The sequence below is a fragment of the Actinotalea endophytica genome (assembly GCF_025717005.1).
Lineage (GTDB): Bacteria > Actinomycetota > Actinomycetes > Actinomycetales > Cellulomonadaceae > Actinotalea.
Genome location: NZ_JAOVZU010000010.1, coordinates 139,450 through 155,424, shown reverse-complemented (window position 1 = coordinate 155,424; position 15,975 = coordinate 139,450). Strand labels below are relative to the sequence as shown.

The window sequence follows — 15,975 nt, the reverse complement described above, 5'->3', positions numbered from 1 at the left end:
ACGGAAGTCCAACGAGGAGGATCCGTGACCACTCTCAGTGCCGATGCCGCCAACTACGCGTGGTTGCTCGACAACTTCGTCCAGACCGTCCCGGGAGCGCGGCACACGATCGCCGTGTCCGCCGACGGCCTGCTGATGGCGATGTCGCGCGACCTCGACCGCACGAGCGGTGACCAGATGGCCGCGATCGTCTCCGGCATGTCCAGCCTCACCCGAGGCGCGGCACGTCAGCTCGCGGCCGGCGAGGTGCGCCAGGCCATCGTCGAGATGGACGAGCTGTTCCTCTTCCTGATGAGCGTCTCGGACGGGTCCGTGCTCGCCGTCGTGGCCGACGCGAGCTGCGACGTCGGCGCGGTCGGCTACGAGATGGCGATGCTCGTGACCCGCACCGAGCAGGTGCTCACCCCGCAGCTGGTCTCCGAGATGCGCAACGCACTGCGCGTCGACGGCGCCCAGCGGACCACGGTGGCGTGAGGCCGATGTCCGAGACCCCGACCCCCGGTCGCCACTCCGGCGACAGCGGCATGGAGACGCGCACCGTGCGTCCCTACGCCGTCACGGGCGGGCGGGTTCGCGCCGCTGGCACCGACCTGCCTCTCGAGGCCCTGGTCGAGATGCTGCCTTCGGCGGCGCAGGCCCGTGGACTCCCGCCGGAGAAGCGGGCGATCCTGCAGCACGCCGCCCACACCTTCGTCAGCGTCGCCGAGCTGTCCGCTCTGCTGCGCATGCCGATCGGAGTCGTCCGTGTCCTCGTCACGGACCTCTCCGAGGACGGTCTCGTCCGAATCCACACCTCGACTCCGGTGAGTGTGCACACCGGCCAGTCACCCGCCCTGTCCCTCAGCGTGCTGGAGAGTGTTCTCAATGGCATTGCAGCCCTCTGATACCGCCGTGAGCAACGCAGCGGTCGCGCGGGTGGCCCCCACGGTCGTCAAGATCGTCGTCGCGGGTGGCTTCGCCGTCGGCAAGACAACGTTCATCGGATCGATCTCGGACATCGAGCCCCTCAACACCGAGGCGGCCATGACCGAGCACTCGGTCGGCGTCGACGACGCCGGCGGGGTGACCGACCGCAAGACCACGACCACGGTCGCGATGGACTTCGGTCGGATCTCGCTGCCCGGTGACCTCTGGCTCTACCTGTTCGGCACCCCTGGGCAGGACCGGTTCCTGTTCATGTGGGACGACCTGGTCCGCGGCGCGATCGGCGCCGTCGTGCTGGTCGACACCGAGCGGCTGGACCAGTGCTTCCCCGCGGTCGACTACTTCGAGAGCCGGGGCATCCCGTTCGTCGTGGCAGTGAACTGCTTCGACGGCATCGCCCGGCACCGTCTCGAGGACGTCCGCGAGGCCCTCGCCGTTCCCGCGCACGTCCCGCTGATGTACACCGACGCCCGGTCGAAGGCCGCCACCAAGCAGGCCCTCATCACCGTGGTGAAGGTCGCCATGGAGCGGCTGCGCGGCTGACCTGCCGTGCCCGACGGACCGTGAGGTACGCGGGTCACGTCCCCGGCGCGGGGCTGGCTAGGCTGCGCAGCGGGACAGGCCTGAGGGACGGACCGCGATGCTCATCTACGCCGACGGAGGCGCGCTCGCGCGCGCCTTCGTCGACTCCCCCGAGAGCGACGCGTGGCGCGAGCTGGTGCGCACGGCCGGCGACCGGCTGGTCACGTCGCCGCTCGGGCTGACCGAGCTGCGCCGGGTGGCGGACCCGTTGGGACCGCGGGCGCGCGAGGCCGCGCGGGAGCTCGCCGGACGGACGACCGTCCTGCGGTTCAGCGACCAGGCGGTCAAGTCGGCCGCGATGGCGTCGTCGGCGGCGCCGCCGTTCACCGCGATGCACATCGGCATCGCGGCCTCCGACCCCGACGTGGACACCGTGGCGACCTACGACCTGCTGCTCGCCCGGATGGCCGTGATCTACGGCCTGGCGGTGCTGAGCCCGGGTCGTCCTGACCGCTGGTGGGAAGGCTGATCTCTCGATCGGCAGGAAGCTCCGTCAGGAGCTCGATGTGGAGGTCCGCAGAACCTCAGTGGGCACGCCGCGACTCGGCGATGTGAACGGCCCGCCCGATGCCGACGGCCACGATGGGCGAGGCAGCGAGCCAGGTCACGAGACCGACCCAGAACCACGTCATGTCGCTCTCCCGAGTGATCGGGACGCCGCCGACACTGGCGACGTTGCCGGCGACATCATGTCACCACTGATCCTGTGCCCCTGCGGTGAACGCGCGGACGACACCCGATTGATCGACAGGCGGACATCGGGTGGCGGGCAGGTGAACCCCGACGGCATCCGGTTCCGCTCCTCCGCTGGCAGAATGGCGGGCGCTCCGCCGCAGCGCGGTGGGGCGAGGAGGGCTGGCTGAGCGGCCGAAGGCGACGGTCTTGAAAACCGTTGAGCAGTGATCCTGCTCCGGGGGTTCGAATCCCCCGCCCTCCGCACCGGTGGGTGGGCTCGCCCAGGTCCTGGGACGCGTCCTGGTGGAGCAGCCCGCCGAAGCCCGAGGATGGTGCCATGTCCGGTGACACCGCGCCCCAGCATGAGACCGACCTCGAGCCGGTCGAGCTGATCCGTCAGTCCGGCACCGTGCTGCGCATGGGCAAGGCGATGCTCAGCACCGGTCACGGCAGCTACCGCGTGAAGGCCGCCATGGCCCAGGTCGCCCAGGCGCTCGGCGTGGACCGGCACGAGGCGCACGTGACCCTGACCGAGATCACCGCGACGTCGCACCGCGGTCCGATCTTCCGCACCGAGGTCGCCGAGGTGCGCAGCATCGGGGTCAACGCCGACCGCTTGCAGGCGCTGTCCGACCTGGCCAACAGCATGCGCCCCGGCATGACCCTCGACGCGGTCAACCGCGAGCTGGACCGGATCGAGTCGATGACGCCGCTGTACCGGCCGATCATCAACGCGCTCTCGGCCGGCGTGGCGTGCGGGGCGTTCGCGTTCCTCAACAACGGCGGCTGGGTCGAGGTGATCGGCGCGACGCTCGGCGCGAGCGTCGGCCAGTACTCGCGGCGCTGGCAGCTGCACCGCAAGGTCAACCAGTTCGGCGCGACAGTGGTCGCCGCCGCGCTGGCGTGCCTGACCTACCTCGGCTTCCTGATGCTGCTGGACCTGGTGGTCGGGGGCGCGGCGGAGCGGCACGAGGCGCTGTTCGTCTCCTCGGTGCTGTTCCTGGTGCCCGGGTTCCCGCTGGTCACCGGTGCCCTGGACCTGGCGAGAGCGGACTTCTCGGCCGGCGTCGCGCGGGTGACGTACGCGATGACGATCATGATCTCCGCGGCACTGAGCGTCTGGGCGCTGACCCTCGCCACCGGGCTGTCCGCGGACCCGGTGCCGAGGCCGGAGCTCGACTGGTGGGCGATGTTCGGCCTGCGTCTGCTGGCGAGCTTCTTCGGGGTGTTCGGCTTCGCGCTGATGTTCAACTCGCCGATGCGGATGGCCGTGTGGGCGGCGTCGATCGGCATGGTCGCGAACGTGGTCCGGCTGACCGTCGCCGACCAGGGCGTCGCGATCCAGGCCGCCACGATGGCCGCGACGGTGCTCGTCTCGCTCCTGGTCGCGATGGTCGGGCCGCGGACCGGCATCCCGCGGACGGCGTTGTCCGTCCCGGCCGTGGTGATCATGGTCCCGGGGGTCGCCGCCTACCGTGCCGTGTCGGCGTTCAACGACGGCTCGATCGAGGTCGCGCTGACCAACGGGGTGCAGGCGTTGTTCGTCACGATCGCGATCGCGATGGGCCTGGCCGCGGGCCGGATCCTCACCGATCGGAGCTGGGGTTTCGAGCGCTGAGGCCGCCGATCCGGCGTCGGAGCCGGACCGGGGTGGCACGGTCGCGGAGGCCGCGACCGGACGCTTTGCTCCGTGCTCGTGGCGACCGGTACCCTGACGGGCAGCCCGGAGCGATCCGGCGCCTTGGAGACGTCGCATAGTCAGGTCTAGTGCGCGGCCCTGCTAAGGCCGTGAGGGGGGCAACCTCCTCCGTGGGTTCAAATCCCACCGTCTCCGCCGGGGGTCCTGACGAAAGTCAGGGCCCGCGTGTGACAGAACCCCCTCGTGGGTGACCGGACTCGGTCTCCAGAGGGGGTTCTTGCGTGTCGGGGGTCAGCTGCGCCCCACGCTGAGGTCGGGCGTGGGGCGCGCCGCGGTCCGGTGACCGAGACGGTCACGGTTGAGTCGTCGGCCTCCGTGCCCCGAGGAGGAGGCGAACGACCACTATCACTGCGGCGACGACCGCGAAGTTGGCCCAGGGCAGAGGGTGTCCCGCGGCTAGGAGCGAGAGCTGGAACGCGAGCAGGATCACGACAACGAGGCCCGCGTCACGCCACGCCTTGCGGTTCGGAGGCTTCACGTCACACGACCTTTGGTGGTAGCTGACCTGGTGGTCGCGTGAAGCATGCCGACCTTGATCAGCTCGGTCAAGGCAAGCAGTGACACGTGTCATCGGTGACCGCCACAACGGGTCCCCTGGGGGTGGTCGATCACTCCGGCAGGGCGCCTGCCACAAGCCCGCCGCCGCCCATGGCCAACGCCTGAAGCTCGCCAACGAACGGAGCCCACCCTGAAGCGCCCTCCGCGGCTGTCCTGGCCGCCCTCAGCGTGGGCTCGGCCAGGGCAAGGCCGCCGCAACAGCGGCGACGGCGAGCAACGGGAAGGACGCCATCGTCACCGTCCGGACCACGGGCTCGCCTGGTTGCGGCGGCACGCTGATGAGCACGGTCTACATCGCGGTCACCGGTCGCGGCTACCTGCATCAGCACGGATGCGGCGCCCTCGCCCCGGCGGACGAGGCGTCGCGGACGCTCAGGCGATCATCGCGGCATGTTCCGACGCGGACACGTTCGTGGTGCCGCCACGCTGACCAGTAGCCCCTGGCCCTTGCGGTTGCGGCCGTCGGGGCATTGCTGCAGGTCAGGTCAGGTGTGTGGTCACGGTGGCCCCACATGCGTGGTTGGGCCTCGAGCCGCCGGTACAGTCGTGCCGCCGGCCAGCGGGATCGGAGTTTGGTCACCACCCCGCCGGGAGTGCTCCACGAGCACTCATCGTTGGCGTTGCCCCTCGTCGGGCCTCTGGTCGAGGTCCGCGGGGGGTTCTTGTGGGCATCGTCGCTCGCGCGACGCCGACGTGCAGGGGGAACGATGAGCGGAGCCACGTCATCGGCGGGCGGGCGTGCGTCGTCGGGCGACGGTCCGGTCACGACCGCAGAGCGGGTACCCGAGGGGCCGGTCCGAGCAGCGCGACCGCGACGTCGCGCCCACCCGTTCCTGCTCGGTGCCGCTGCGGTGCTGGTGGCGTTCGTGGTGTGGTGGTTCGCCACCCCGCATCCGGCGATGTTCCTGAGCGGCACGGGTGACATCGGTCTGTGCGCGACCCGCATCACGGCGGACGACCGCGACTTCGTGACCGGCAACGTGACGTTCACCGCCCCGCGGGACGTGCAGGTGCTGTCCGTGCGCCTGGTCGACCCGGTGAACGTCACCCTCGCGGACGCGAGGATCGCACCGACGGTGCCGCAGCCCGATGGCGGCGGCGTCATCCCCGGGTTGAGCCGGGGGTGGCCGCTGACCGTGTCCGACCGGGCGGACCTGACGCTGGACTGGTCCTCCGAGCGGGACCTCGACGGAGCGCACCTGACCGCGGGCGTCACCGAGGCTCCGATCCTGCACGTCCAGGTCGTCGACCCGAGCCAGGACGCGTCGTTCCGCGCCTGGGAGGTCGAGTACCGGATGGCCGGCACCCGGTGGGTCTCGAGGTTCACGCACGCGTTCGCGATCTCGGGCACGGTCGGCGTGAACGCCTGCGACCAGGGGTGAGTTCGGACCGGTGACGCGGCGGGCCAGGATCGGGGCGCTCGGCGGCGCGGAGAGCCTGCTGCCCCTTCCCGGGTCGCTCCCGGTTGGGCCATGCTCGACCCCGACCACGTGTGCGAGGGGGAGGCGGTCATGGGCGACCTCGATCCGGTTCTGACGAAGCTCGACCAGCTCGCCGCGACGCTGCAGGCGTTCGCGGACGTCGAGAAGGCTCGAGCGGACGCGGACAAGCAACGGGCCGACGCGGAGAGCGCGCGGGCGACCGCGGAGAGCTCCCGGGCCGACGCCGAGAAGGCCCGGGCCGACGCCGACAGCGTCCGCGCGGCGACGGAGAGCGCCCGCGCCCAGGCACAGACCGATCTGGACACCGCGCTGGCCGACCTCGAGGCCAAGCGGATCGCCAACGACAAGGCCCGGGTCGAGGCCGACGCCGCACGGGTCGACACCCTGGTCGGGCAGCTCGGCAAGGCTGTGCCGGACCTCGCGTCCCTGGAGCCGAGCACCGTGACGTTCGCGCAGGGCAGCGCACTGCGCCAGGCCGAGTCGACCGCCCTCGCGCTCGAGGGGGTCGCTGCCGACATCGCGGCGACGGTGACGGCCGCGCTGGGTGGCACGTCAACCGCCGACAGCCAACCTGCCGGTGCGTCGCCCGCCGACCCGTCGCTCGCCGACACGCCTCCGGGCGAGGAACCCCCGGCCGACCCGCCCCCGCCGGTCCTCCTGACGTCCGTGACGGCGCTGCGCGACGCCGTCCAGCAGCACGCGCGACTCAGCACCGAGGCGGGTCTCCTCGTCGCGAGGGCACAGACCGCGTGGACGGACGCACAGGCCGCCCTGGCCGCCGCGAGCGCCGTGGTCGAGACCGTCGCGCCGGAGGCCCGGATGGCGCTGATCCCGGATGCGGTCCTCACCGCTGCCGGCGTCGCCGGGAGCGCGTTGACCCAGGTCGCGTCGCTGTTCCAGGTCGACGCCGCGGTGACGACCGACAGCCGGGACGTGCGTGCCCTGACGGTGCATGCCGCGGTGGCAGGCGAGCTCCTCACGCGCGGCGCAGTGGTCACGCACGACGCGATCGCGCTGCCCGCCGGCGACTCCGCCCTCCTGGGTGTGCTCGAGACACTGGCCTCGGCGAGCCTGGACCTCGCCGAGGTGGACGCCGCGGCCGCGGCCGCACTGCAGGCGCTCGGGACACCGGACAAGGACGACGCGGCAGCCGTCCGGCGCGTGGCAGCGCTGCGCGAGGCGAAGGCCGCGGTCACCGCGGTGTCCGGCCGGATCGCGACCTTCGTCGCGGAGGCGACCGGTGGCCCGCTCGCAGCCGCGCTGACCGCCGAGGCGCTCGTCGGCGCGAAGTCCGCCGTGCTCGTGATCGACGGCGCGAGTGCCGAGACGGGACAGATCGTGGTGACCCGCCGGATCTTCGCGCCGCGCGTGCAGACCGCGACGACCGTGTCCGCCGACTACTTCCTGTTGCACGAGGGTTGCCTGAAGGCGGCGGGCCGTGCGCGCCGGAGCGCGACCTTCCAGGGGAAGATCACCCGGAACGGGGGCGCCTGGAAGCCGTTGCCGACGCTCGTCTGATCAGGTCCGCGCCCGGCGGTGACGCGTGACCCCGACCGCGTCCACGGCGCCACCGCCCGGACCACCGCTTTCGCGTCGAGAGGTACGGGCCTAGCGTCGCGCCATGAAGCCCGTCGACGACGCCCCCGCCCTGCTTCGCCACGCCGCGTACCTCGGTGGTTCCTGGATCGCCGGGCTGCCGGATCGCCGGGTGGTCGCCACCCAGCATGCCGACGACGTCGCCGCGGCGCTCGGGGCGGAGCTCCCGGCCGGGCCGACGCCCGCCGCGGAGGTGATCGACCTGCTCGCCGCCGCTGCCGAACCGGGCCTCAACGCGACCGGGAGCGGGCGGTTCTTCGGGTTCGTGCTCGGCAGTGCCTTCCCGGTGGGCGTCGCGGCCGACGTGCTCACCGCATCCTGGGACCAGAACTGCGGCATCCGAGCGCTCGCGCCGGCCGCGCTCGGCGCGGAGGACCTGGTGCGCGAGTGGACGCTGGACCTGCTGGGTCTGCCGTCCGGGTCGGCGTTCGGTCTGGTGCCCGGCGGCATGTCCGGCAACTTCACCTGCCTGGCCGCGGCGCGGCACGCGGCGCTCGAACGGGCCGGCTGGGACGTGGAGCGACGGGGCCTCCTCGGTGCGCCGCCGGTGCACGTGCTCGTCTCGGCCGAGCGGCACGAGACGATCGACCGGGCGCTGCGCTTCCTCGGCCTCGGCGAGCCGACGCCGGTGGACGTCGACCCCCAGGGGCGGATCAGGCCCGAGGCGTTGCGGGCCGCGCTGGACGCGGTGCCGGAGGGCGAGGCGCTGATCGTCTGCCTGTACGGCGGGCACATCCACTCCGGCGACCACGACCGCTACGCCGACCTGATCCCGATGGTCCACGAGCGCGGCGGCTGGGTGCACGTCGACGGCGCGATCGGGCTGTGGGCCGCGGCCAGCGAGCGTCTGCGGCCGCTGACCGCGGGCATGGCGCAGGCTGACTCGTGGTCGACCGACGCGCACAAGACCCTGAACGTGCCGTTCGACTGCGGCATGGCGATCGTGGCCGACCCGCACGCGTCGGCCGGGGCGATGGCGATGGACGCGGCGTACCTGGTCCCGGACGGCTCGGGCCGCGCGGAACCGCCCGCGGTGGTCCCGGAGTGGTCGCGCCGAGGTCGGGCCTTCCCGACCTGGGCGGTGCTGCGTCACCTCGGCCGGTCCGGGGTGGACGACCTGGTGACCGGGCTGCACGAGAACGCCGTGGCGTTCGCGGAGCAGGTCTCGGCACTTCCCGGCGTCACGGTGCTGCACGACGTGGTCGCCACGCAGCTGACGTTCGCGGTCGGCAGCGACGAGCGGGCCGACGCGGTGGTGCGGCACGTGCTGGCCGACGGCCGCACCTGGATCTCCGGGTCGAGCTGGCACGGCCGGCGGGTCGTACGCGTGTCGGTGAGCAGCTGGGCCACGGATGCGGCCGACGTGGCGCTCGCGGTCGAGGTGCTGCGTGAGGCGCTGGAGGCCACGGCGTAGGTCACCGAGGCGGTGCGCCACGGGGACGCACCGCCTCGGTGGGGCCGGCCGTGGTGAGCGCCGGCAGTGGTGACTGCTAGAGGTGCATCGAGACCAGCTGGCCGCCTGCGCCGAGCGCGTTGATCGTCGCGTACAGCGTGGAGCCGTGGATCTCGACGTCGGCCGCCAGCGGCGCCGGCATCACGAGCACCGGGGTGGTCGAGCCGACCGGCACCTTGTAGACGCCCTCGCCGAACAACGACGCGATGTACAGCGCGCCGTCGCCGTCGAAGGCGATCCCGGTGGGAGTGAGGATCCCGCCCAGGACCATGCTCTCCGCACCGGTCGAGGTGTCGACGCGGTAGACCGCGCCGCGTGCGCCGAGCGCCGGGCTCTCCGGGCCGCCGGGCAGCGTGGACACGTAGACCGCGCCGTCAGGGCCGATCACCACGTCGGTCGGTACCGGTTCGAACGCGTAGGTCAGGCCTGCGCAGTCGGCCACACCGAGCGCCGCGGCGCCCTCGTCCGTGATCAGGGCGGGCTGCGGCGGGAGCACGGCGAGCGTGCTGGCCGCACCGTTGCGGAGGTCGACCTTCACGATCGTGTTGGCACCGGCGTCCGCGATGTACGCCGTGTGCCCCTTCACGGCGATGGCGTACGGGTGAGAGTCGAGCGCCCCGGTGTAGGACGCGGGTGCCCCGACGCCGGCGAGCGCGGCGACACAGGCCGGGTTGGCGGCGGCGTCGTCGGCCGAGAGGCCGTAGGAGTTCACCGCGTCCGGGTTGGTCGACGTCTCCAGCTCGGCGAGCTGGTCGGTGACGGTGCGCACGTGTCCCTTGCGGTCGATCGCCAGGAGCGCGCCGGCGAGGGCCGTGGGGTCGCCCTGCCCGGCGCCCTGGCTGATCAGGACGTAGCGGGTGGTCCCCCGGTGGTCGACGCCGGCGACGTCCCACTCGGGGTTCGCGTAGATCACGTCGGTGCCCTTGCGGTCGACCGACGTGAGCAGCCCGGCGAACTCCTGGCTGACCGTGGCGGTGCGGCCGGGGCCGATGTCGAGGTGGAGCGGGCCGATGAGGTTGTCGGCGAGCACCGTCGGGTCGTCCGTCTTCGGTGCACCGACCGCGGCGCCGGCGGGGAGGAGAAGGAGCAGGGCGGTGGTTGCTGCGATGGCGATCTTCATCGATCACCCTCCGTTGGGTGGGGGAGTCGAGCGGGGGACACCTGCGAATCGGACATTACGCCCGCCGATCACCGTGCAAAAGACCTTGGCCTCCGATCCGGCGGTGGACGCGCCGGGCGTGGGCCGCCGCGGCACGCCACGATGGCTCCATGAACGCGATGCCTGAACCTGGCCCCGGCGAGGTCCTGGTGGTCGAGACGCCCGCCGGCCACTTCACCCAGGAGGTGCGGGTCGGCGCGCACACCTGGACCGCGGACGAGCCCCTGGACGCCGGCGGCGACGACGCCGGCCCCGCGCCCTACGACCTGCTCGGCGCCGCGCTCGGCGCGTGCATCTCGATGACCCTGCGGATGTACGCGGACCGCAAGGGCTGGCCGGTCGAGGCGATCGGCGTGCTGGTCGGCCGCGAGAAGGTCTCGGTCGAGGTCGACGGGGCTCCGACGATGCGCGACCGGTTCACCTGCACGCTGCGCCTGGCCGGGGACCTCTCCGACGAGCAGCGGGCCCGGCTGGCCGAGATCGCCGACCGCTGCCCGGTGCACCGCACCCTCGAGCGCGGCGCGCTCTTCGAGACGCGCCTCGCGGACTGACCCTCGATCGGGAGACGATTGGGCTGCCGGGCACCTGGGGCTGTATCCTCGTGCGCGGCCTTGTGGCCATGCGCCCGTAGCTCAACGGATAGAGCATCTGACTACGGATCAGAAGGTTGGGGGTTCGAGTCCCTCCGGGCGCGCAGGAACGAAAGGCCCCGTCATCAGCGGAAACGCTGCGGCGGGGCCTTCGTCGTCAGAGGCTCTCTGTAGCCATCCCGTCAGCCATCGCGACGCCGCCGCACCCGGATGCGGCGCAGCCTGTGCACCACCAGGGGAGACGCGGCGACGGCCTCCGGGTCGTCGAGGAGGCGGTTCAGCCGCTGGTAGTAGGCGGTCGGGGAGAGGCCTAGCTGCTCGTGGATCGCGGCCTCCTTGGTGCCGGCGTGCCGCCAGTGCTGGCCCTCGATCGTCAGGATGGCCCGGTCGGTGTCGGTCACAGCGCCTCCTCGCGCAGGGCGATCACGTTCTCGATGTAGTCCCGCTCCTCGCGGGTCAGGTTCATCAGGCGAGTGCGCACCATCGCCGGGTCGACCCACAGGTCCTGGGCGAGCTCGGCCTCGCAGCATGCCCAGACGATCGCCTCGGCTAGCGCCACGAGCGGGATGAGCTTGCGCGCCGCGGCCGCCTCAACCTCAGCCTCCACGGCGGCCGGCTGACAGCCGGCATGGCCGCGCTCGAGGTGCTCAAGCTCGTGCGTCAGGGTCGATCGACGCTGGGCCTGCTGCTGGCGACGGTCGAGCCAGATGTGCTCACCGTCAGTGGTGCCGAGGATCCCGTCGGGCAGGTCGGCGAGGTGCACCTCCACCTCGGGGCGATCCGCGAGAGCGCGCCATGGGTGGAAGTCGATCACGGTCCGTGAGGCTAGAGGCGGCCGCCGACGTTGATCACCCGTTCGGGTGACGGACCTGCGCTACTGCTCGTCCGGAGTGATGTTGCCGCGCCGCGCGGCCAGTCCCCAGGCCGCCTTCGGGAGAGCCACTCCGTGGCCCGTGGGCTTGCGTTGCGGTCCGTCAGCACCCTCACCGGCGGGCGCCGCGATGGCCGCCGCGGTCTGGCGAAGCTCACCGAGGGTGACGCTGTCGGCGAGTTGACCGAGGAGCTCCACCTCGGCTGCTCTCCGCGCATCGATCTCCGTCTCGGCCGGGGCGCTCCCGGCCGCGGTGGTGGGGGTGGAGTCTCCGTCGTCGGTCTCACGCTCGCTCTCGGCGTCGTCGCCCTGCGACAGGGCGTAGCGGCGCATCCGGTAGGTGAGCTCGGCTAGGAGCTCTTCGTCGGTCAGGTCGCGCGCCGAGGCGACCGGAGTGGTCGAAGCCGGCGGCGCGCTCATGTCGGGGATGTTGTTCTCGACGAACTGCAGCATCAGGTCCTCGAACTGGTCCTCGAACCACGGCTCTGACGGTGCGCGGAGGAGCAGCTCGACGCCCCCACGGCTCCAGCCCAGCGCGTTCTCGAGCGCGTGCTGCGTCCTGAGGGGGAACGGGCCCTCTGCGCGCTCGATCTTGCCGACAGTGCTGGCTCCCGGTCCGCCGCGCGACTTGAGGTCGCCCTGGTTGAGCCCGAGGCGCCGGCGCCGCTTGGCGGCGAAGTCTGCGAGGAGCTCCCAGCCACGCTGATCATCCATGGCCCCACGCTCTCGCACGCCAGCGTGACAAGTCCAGTTACCTGGCGACAACTTGGCGCCAGGCGAAACGCGAGATCAGCGAATTACACGCCGGGGATTCGGCAGGCCAGGCCTTGTTTGCCTTCCTGGCTGGCCGTTCTTGTCACGACTTGTCGGTAACTCAGCGCCAGAAGGGTTGCATCTGTCAGAACTTGTCGCTAAGTTGGCGACATGCCAGCGATGGAACCCCTCGGACCGATGGTCCGGATCTCCGACCTCCGCAAGGCGCACGGCTGGACGCAGGAGCAGCTCGCCGGGCGCATCGTCGAGCAGGGCGTCCCGATCACCGGCGCGGGGATCTCGAACGTCGAGGCGGGGAACAAGCAGGCGTCCGACCGCCTGCTGACCGCCTGGGCGAGGGCGCTCGGCGTCGAGCCGCTCGACGTCTGGCACGGGCCTCTGCGCAAGCCGGTCGTCCCGGGGATGCCCGCGACGAGGAGCGCCTGATGGGCGCGGGAACCCTGCCGGCTTGGCCGGAGTGGATGACCCTCCCGGAGGCCGCCGCCTACCAGCGCGCCGCGGGTATCTCGACCCTGCGCCGCGCGATCCACGCCACCGACGCGGCGGAGTTCCCGCCGCCTCTGCGCGCCAAGCGTGGGGCGAAGGGCGTGCTGATCATCCGCCGGGTCGACCTGGACGCATGGGTCGAGTCCCTGCCTGACGCCTGACAGAACGAAACGCCGCCCCCGGCGTGCAGGCCATTGGGGGCGGCGTCCGAACGAACGAGAGGAGTCTCCCATGGGGAGGACCCGCACAACCAGCACCCGGACCATCACCGCGCGTCCCACCGGCCGTGACGCCGGTGGCCGTCCGCTCCCGGTGCGCACCTTCGTCATCGACCGCGCCCCGGAGGACTGGGGCGACGGGCGCTCGCGCATTTTCGCCGAGAACCGCACCGTGCGCTCGCCCCATGGCGGCTTCGAGTTCACGCCCAGGGTCGTCCTGACCGCCTCGATCGAGGACGCGTCCGTCGTCGTCGACACCGACACGGGCGAGCGGCTCACCCCGCCGATGGCGCGCGCGGCAGCCGAAACCATCGCCAACGCTCCGTCGATGGTCGGGCGCCGAGTTCACGTCGAGGCGGTGGCCTCATGACCGCCCTCGCCGTCCGCTCGGCCGCGTCGCTGTCCGACGCCAACCTCCGGGCCTCCGCGATGGGCCGCGTGTCCGCCGCCGCCGAGAAGTACGGCCACGACTCCCCGCAGGTCGCGCAGGCCCTGGCCCGCTGGGCACGCATCGACGCCGCCCGCGTCGAGCCCGACGACCTGACCGCGCTCGTCGAGGCGCTCGGCGTGTCCGGGCACCTGCTCTCGAACGCGCGGGCCGAGCGCGAGCACCGGGACGGGGTGACGCCATGACCGCCCTCGCGCACCCGGGGATCGCCGAGTGGGCCGCGATGTCCGCCACCGAGCAGGACCTCGTGCGCGCGCAGACCCTCGCCCGCAAGCTCCGGCTCGGCGGCGTGACCGTCACCGGCGTGCAGATCCTCATGCACCGGATCGCGCTGTACGTCGACGACGTCGCCGAGGCGGTCCTCGTCCTGGGCTGGTCGCAGTCGCTGCGGATCTTCGGTGACGTCCGCGAGCCGCTCGCCGTCGTGCAGTCCGACCCCGGGCCGGAGCACACGTCCGACCGGATCATCGGCCCGGCGCCCAGCCCGGTCACGCCCGGCGAGGACATGGAGGGCCTGCGGTCCCAGGCCGCTGAGCTCGCCCGAGAGATTGCCCGCGACGAGGCGGCGAGCGAGCGATGACCACCCGCCGGCTCGTGCTCCTCGCGACCGCGGCGTCCGCCGCGATCGTCCTCATCGTCGCCGCCCTCACGATCGGAGGGGTTCTGTGAAGGCTCGGATGAAGCTCGCCGCCAAGCGCCTGGTCTGCATGATCATCGGCCACAAGGCACTGGACCCGGAGTACGAGTACCCGAAGTGCACGCGGTGTGAGCGGTGGGTCGCGTGACGTCGTCGCTGCGCGCCGAGCGCGACCGCGTCGAGGGCGCCCGCACCACCAAGGGCATCGCCCGCGGCGTCGGGCTCGGGCTCGCGTGGGTCTGGCTGCCACTGCTCGTCGCGCTGGTCTGGCTGTGGCTCACCGGCCAACTCGACGCGTGGCTTGCGGGGTGGTTCGGATGACCGCCTCGGTGCAGGACGACATCTTCGACGTTCTCGACGCAGTCGCCGACGACGAGTCGTTGCCGATCAAGGGCGACTCCCGCGACGCCGTGCGTGTGGCCATCAACCTCGCCAGGCGCAAGCACGGCGGCCGCGTCTCGTCCGGCGACCTCCGCGAGTTCTACCCGCCCTGGATCGTCGACAAGCAGATCGGCCCGACGCTGCGCCGCCTGAAGCTGCGCGGCTGGCTCATCGAGATCAGCCACAACGCCCGCTACGGGTCGCGCCGCAACGGCGACAAGCTCGCGCCGGTCTACCGGGTCGACCGCCCCATCCCGGCCGGCGCCGTCAACCCCGGCCGCACCCGCCGGCCCAAGGCGGTCAAGCCGTGAGCCGCACCGACCACGCCAGGCCGCGCCGCGCATGGGGCGCCATCGCCCCGCAGCACGCCGACCGCGCACCCCAGCACCAGCCCCGCCCGCGCCAGCGGCGCACCGCCACCCGGCTCGCCGCGGTCCTGCGGGCACTGCGAGAGGACCACCGATGACCACCACCGCCGTTCGCCCCGGCACCTGGGCGTGCCCGGACGCGACCCTCGTCCTGCCCGCCGACGCACCGCGCGAGAAGTGGCTCGCCGCCCGCCGCGCCGGCATCGGCGGCTCAGACGCCTCGACCGTCGCCGGCGTCAACCGCTGGGGCTCGCGTTACGAGCTCTGGCTCGACAAGACCGGCCGCCTGCCCGAGCAGCCCGAGACCCCCGCCATGCGCATGGGCAACCTGCTCGAGCCGCTCATCGCCCAGCTGTTCACCGAGGAGACCAGCATCGCGACCCAGCGCAAGGGCCTGATGCGCTCGCGCGCCCGCACCTGGCAGCAGGTCTCCGTCGACCGCCTCACCGACGACCACGGCCTGCTGGAGTGCAAGGCCACCAACTGGCGCCTCGCCGAGGAGTGGGACGACGGCCAGGTCGCCGACCACGCCGAGATCCAGGTGCAGCACGCCCTGGCCGTCACCGGCCGCTCCCACGCGTGGGTCGCGGTCCTCATCGACGGGCGTGACTTCCGGTTCGAGCGCGTGGAGCGCGACGAGCGGCTCATCGAGGTCCTCACCGACATGGAGGACCGGTTCTGGCGCGACCACGTCCTGGCCGACCTGGCCCCAGCGATGGAGGCCAACGCGCTCGACGTCGTCAAGGACCTCTACGCCACGGTCGTCCTCGACGCCCGGCAGGCCGAGGCCCCCGACGTGGTGCGCGACGCTCTCGCTCGGCGCGAGTCCGCGATGAAGGCGATCAAGACCGCCGAGGTCATGAAGGCGATCGCGGAGGCCGAGCTGATCGAGGCCGTCGGCGACGCCGAGGCCCTGCTCGACGGGGAGCGGACCCTGCTCACCCGCAAGGCCAACGGGACGTTCGCCGCGGCGCGGTTCGCCGCCGCGCACCCCGACGTGGCCGCCCAGTACATGACCAAGGCCGCGCTCGACCTCGACCGGCTCAAGGACGAGCGGCCCGACCTGTACGCGCAGTACCGCGCCCGCGTGCTGCGCCCGACCAAGGAGAAGTGA

21 protein-coding genes and 3 tRNA genes are annotated in these 15,975 nt (G+C 72.3%); 20 read left to right on the top strand and 4 right to left on the bottom strand.

The annotated features are described in order from the left end of the window. Window positions 1-24: 24 nt before the first annotated feature. From OEB99_RS16820 to OEB99_RS16775, 10 genes are all read left to right on the top strand, one after another. Window positions 25-474 carry a roadblock/LC7 domain-containing protein gene (locus OEB99_RS16820; RefSeq protein WP_263578451.1) on the top strand — a complete coding sequence of 150 codons (450 nt, stop codon included), beginning with the start codon at window positions 25-27 and terminating at the stop codon, window positions 472-474. Between the two features lie 5 nt (window positions 475-479). Continuing rightward, on the top strand, window positions 480-884 hold the full coding sequence (locus tag OEB99_RS16815) for a DUF742 domain-containing protein (protein ID WP_263578450.1): 405 nt from the start codon (window positions 480-482) through the stop codon (window positions 882-884). Then, window positions 865-1,467 (top strand): GTP-binding protein, encoded by a 603-nt coding sequence (locus OEB99_RS16810; protein WP_263578449.1) that lies wholly within the window; start codon window positions 865-867, stop codon window positions 1,465-1,467. Before OEB99_RS16815 ends, OEB99_RS16810 begins: the two co-directional genes overlap by 20 nt. A 97-nt stretch (window positions 1,468-1,564) precedes the next feature. Then, window positions 1,565-1,975, top strand: a complete 411-nt coding sequence (locus OEB99_RS16805; RefSeq protein WP_263578448.1) for a PIN domain-containing protein — start codon at window positions 1,565-1,567, stop codon at window positions 1,973-1,975. Between the two features lie 380 nt (window positions 1,976-2,355). Further along, window positions 2,356-2,443: transfer RNA gene (locus OEB99_RS16800), tRNA-Ser, on the top strand. Between the two features lie 75 nt (window positions 2,444-2,518). Continuing rightward, a complete protein-coding gene (locus OEB99_RS16795; RefSeq protein WP_263578447.1) occupies window positions 2,519-3,799 on the top strand; it encodes a threonine/serine exporter family protein in 1,281 nt (426 codons plus the stop codon). 125 nt (window positions 3,800-3,924) lie between these two features. Next, window positions 3,925-4,015: transfer RNA gene (locus OEB99_RS16790), tRNA-Ser, on the top strand. Between the two features lie 1,130 nt (window positions 4,016-5,145). Further along, window positions 5,146-5,820 carry a hypothetical protein gene (locus OEB99_RS16785; RefSeq protein ID WP_263578446.1) on the top strand — a complete coding sequence of 225 codons (675 nt, stop codon included), beginning with the start codon at window positions 5,146-5,148 and terminating at the stop codon, window positions 5,818-5,820. A gap of 90 nt (window positions 5,821-5,910) precedes the next feature. Continuing rightward, complete coding sequence (locus tag OEB99_RS16780) at window positions 5,911-7,398, top strand: coiled-coil domain-containing protein (RefSeq protein ID WP_263578445.1); 1,488 nt, start codon at window positions 5,911-5,913, stop codon at window positions 7,396-7,398. Window positions 7,399-7,501: 103 nt separating this feature from the next. Continuing rightward, a complete protein-coding gene (locus OEB99_RS16775; RefSeq protein WP_263578444.1) occupies window positions 7,502-8,890 on the top strand; it encodes a pyridoxal phosphate-dependent decarboxylase family protein in 1,389 nt (462 codons plus the stop codon). 76 nt (window positions 8,891-8,966) lie between these two features. Here OEB99_RS16775 and OEB99_RS16770 read toward each other — a convergent pair whose 3' ends face one another. Then, window positions 8,967-10,049 (bottom strand): ScyD/ScyE family protein, encoded by a 1,083-nt coding sequence (locus tag OEB99_RS16770; protein WP_263578443.1) that lies wholly within the window; start codon window positions 10,047-10,049, stop codon window positions 8,967-8,969. A 149-nt stretch (window positions 10,050-10,198) separates the two neighbouring features. On the opposite strand from OEB99_RS16770, the gene OEB99_RS16765 reads away from it, so the two are divergent. Together OEB99_RS16765 and OEB99_RS16760 are read left to right on the top strand one after the other, a co-directional pair. Beyond that, entirely contained in the window at window positions 10,199-10,639 is a 441-nt protein-coding gene (locus tag OEB99_RS16765) for an OsmC family protein (protein WP_263578442.1), read from the top strand. Window positions 10,640-10,709: 70 nt separating this feature from the next. Next, a tRNA-Arg gene (locus OEB99_RS16760) sits at window positions 10,710-10,782 on the top strand. Window positions 10,783-10,860: 78 nt separating this feature from the next. Here OEB99_RS16760 and OEB99_RS16755 read toward each other — a convergent pair. Genes OEB99_RS16755 through OEB99_RS16745 form a run of 3 tightly spaced genes read right to left on the bottom strand, consistent with a single transcriptional unit; the run spans window position 10,861 to window position 12,263 of the window. Next, window positions 10,861-11,079: a DUF3263 domain-containing protein gene (locus tag OEB99_RS16755; RefSeq protein ID WP_263578441.1), complete on the bottom strand. Its 219-nt coding sequence runs from the start codon at window positions 11,077-11,079 to the stop codon at window positions 10,861-10,863. Further along, complete coding sequence (locus OEB99_RS16750; RefSeq protein WP_263578440.1) at window positions 11,076-11,492, bottom strand: ImmA/IrrE family metallo-endopeptidase; 417 nt, start codon at window positions 11,490-11,492, stop codon at window positions 11,076-11,078. Before OEB99_RS16750 ends, OEB99_RS16755 begins: the two co-directional genes overlap by 4 nt. A 60-nt stretch (window positions 11,493-11,552) precedes the next feature. Further along, window positions 11,553-12,263 carry a helix-turn-helix domain-containing protein gene (locus OEB99_RS16745; protein WP_263578439.1) on the bottom strand — a complete coding sequence of 237 codons (711 nt, stop codon included), beginning with the start codon at window positions 12,261-12,263 and terminating at the stop codon, window positions 11,553-11,555. A 210-nt stretch (window positions 12,264-12,473) separates the two neighbouring features. On the opposite strand from OEB99_RS16745, the gene OEB99_RS16740 reads away from it, so the two are divergent. From OEB99_RS16740 to OEB99_RS16705, 8 genes are all read left to right on the top strand, one after another. Next, complete coding sequence (locus OEB99_RS16740; protein ID WP_263578438.1) at window positions 12,474-12,749, top strand: helix-turn-helix domain-containing protein; 276 nt, start codon at window positions 12,474-12,476, stop codon at window positions 12,747-12,749. Then, a complete protein-coding gene (locus tag OEB99_RS16735; protein WP_263578437.1) occupies window positions 12,749-12,970 on the top strand; it encodes a helix-turn-helix domain-containing protein in 222 nt (73 codons plus the stop codon). Before OEB99_RS16740 ends, OEB99_RS16735 begins: the two co-directional genes overlap by 1 nt. 151 nt (window positions 12,971-13,121) lie before the next feature. Beyond that, a complete protein-coding gene (locus OEB99_RS16730) occupies window positions 13,122-13,397 on the top strand; it encodes a hypothetical protein (RefSeq protein WP_263578436.1) in 276 nt (91 codons plus the stop codon). Beyond that, the gene (locus OEB99_RS16725) at window positions 13,394-13,660 is read left to right on the top strand and encodes a hypothetical protein (RefSeq protein ID WP_263578435.1); all 267 of its coding nucleotides are present in this window, start codon (window positions 13,394-13,396) and stop codon (window positions 13,658-13,660) included. Before OEB99_RS16730 ends, OEB99_RS16725 begins: the two co-directional genes overlap by 4 nt. Further along, window positions 13,657-14,055, top strand: a complete 399-nt coding sequence (locus OEB99_RS16720) for a hypothetical protein (protein WP_263578434.1) — start codon at window positions 13,657-13,659, stop codon at window positions 14,053-14,055. The genes OEB99_RS16725 and OEB99_RS16720 overlap by 4 nt, the downstream gene beginning before the upstream one ends. 192 nt (window positions 14,056-14,247) lie before the next feature. After that, on the top strand, window positions 14,248-14,433 hold the full coding sequence (locus tag OEB99_RS16715) for a hypothetical protein (RefSeq protein WP_263578433.1): 186 nt from the start codon (window positions 14,248-14,250) through the stop codon (window positions 14,431-14,433). Next, window positions 14,430-14,804 (top strand): hypothetical protein, encoded by a 375-nt coding sequence (locus OEB99_RS16710; RefSeq protein WP_263578432.1) that lies wholly within the window; start codon window positions 14,430-14,432, stop codon window positions 14,802-14,804. Before OEB99_RS16715 ends, OEB99_RS16710 begins: the two co-directional genes overlap by 4 nt. 151 nt (window positions 14,805-14,955) lie before the next feature. Next, entirely contained in the window at window positions 14,956-15,975 is a 1,020-nt protein-coding gene (locus OEB99_RS16705; RefSeq protein ID WP_263578431.1) for a YqaJ viral recombinase family nuclease, read from the top strand.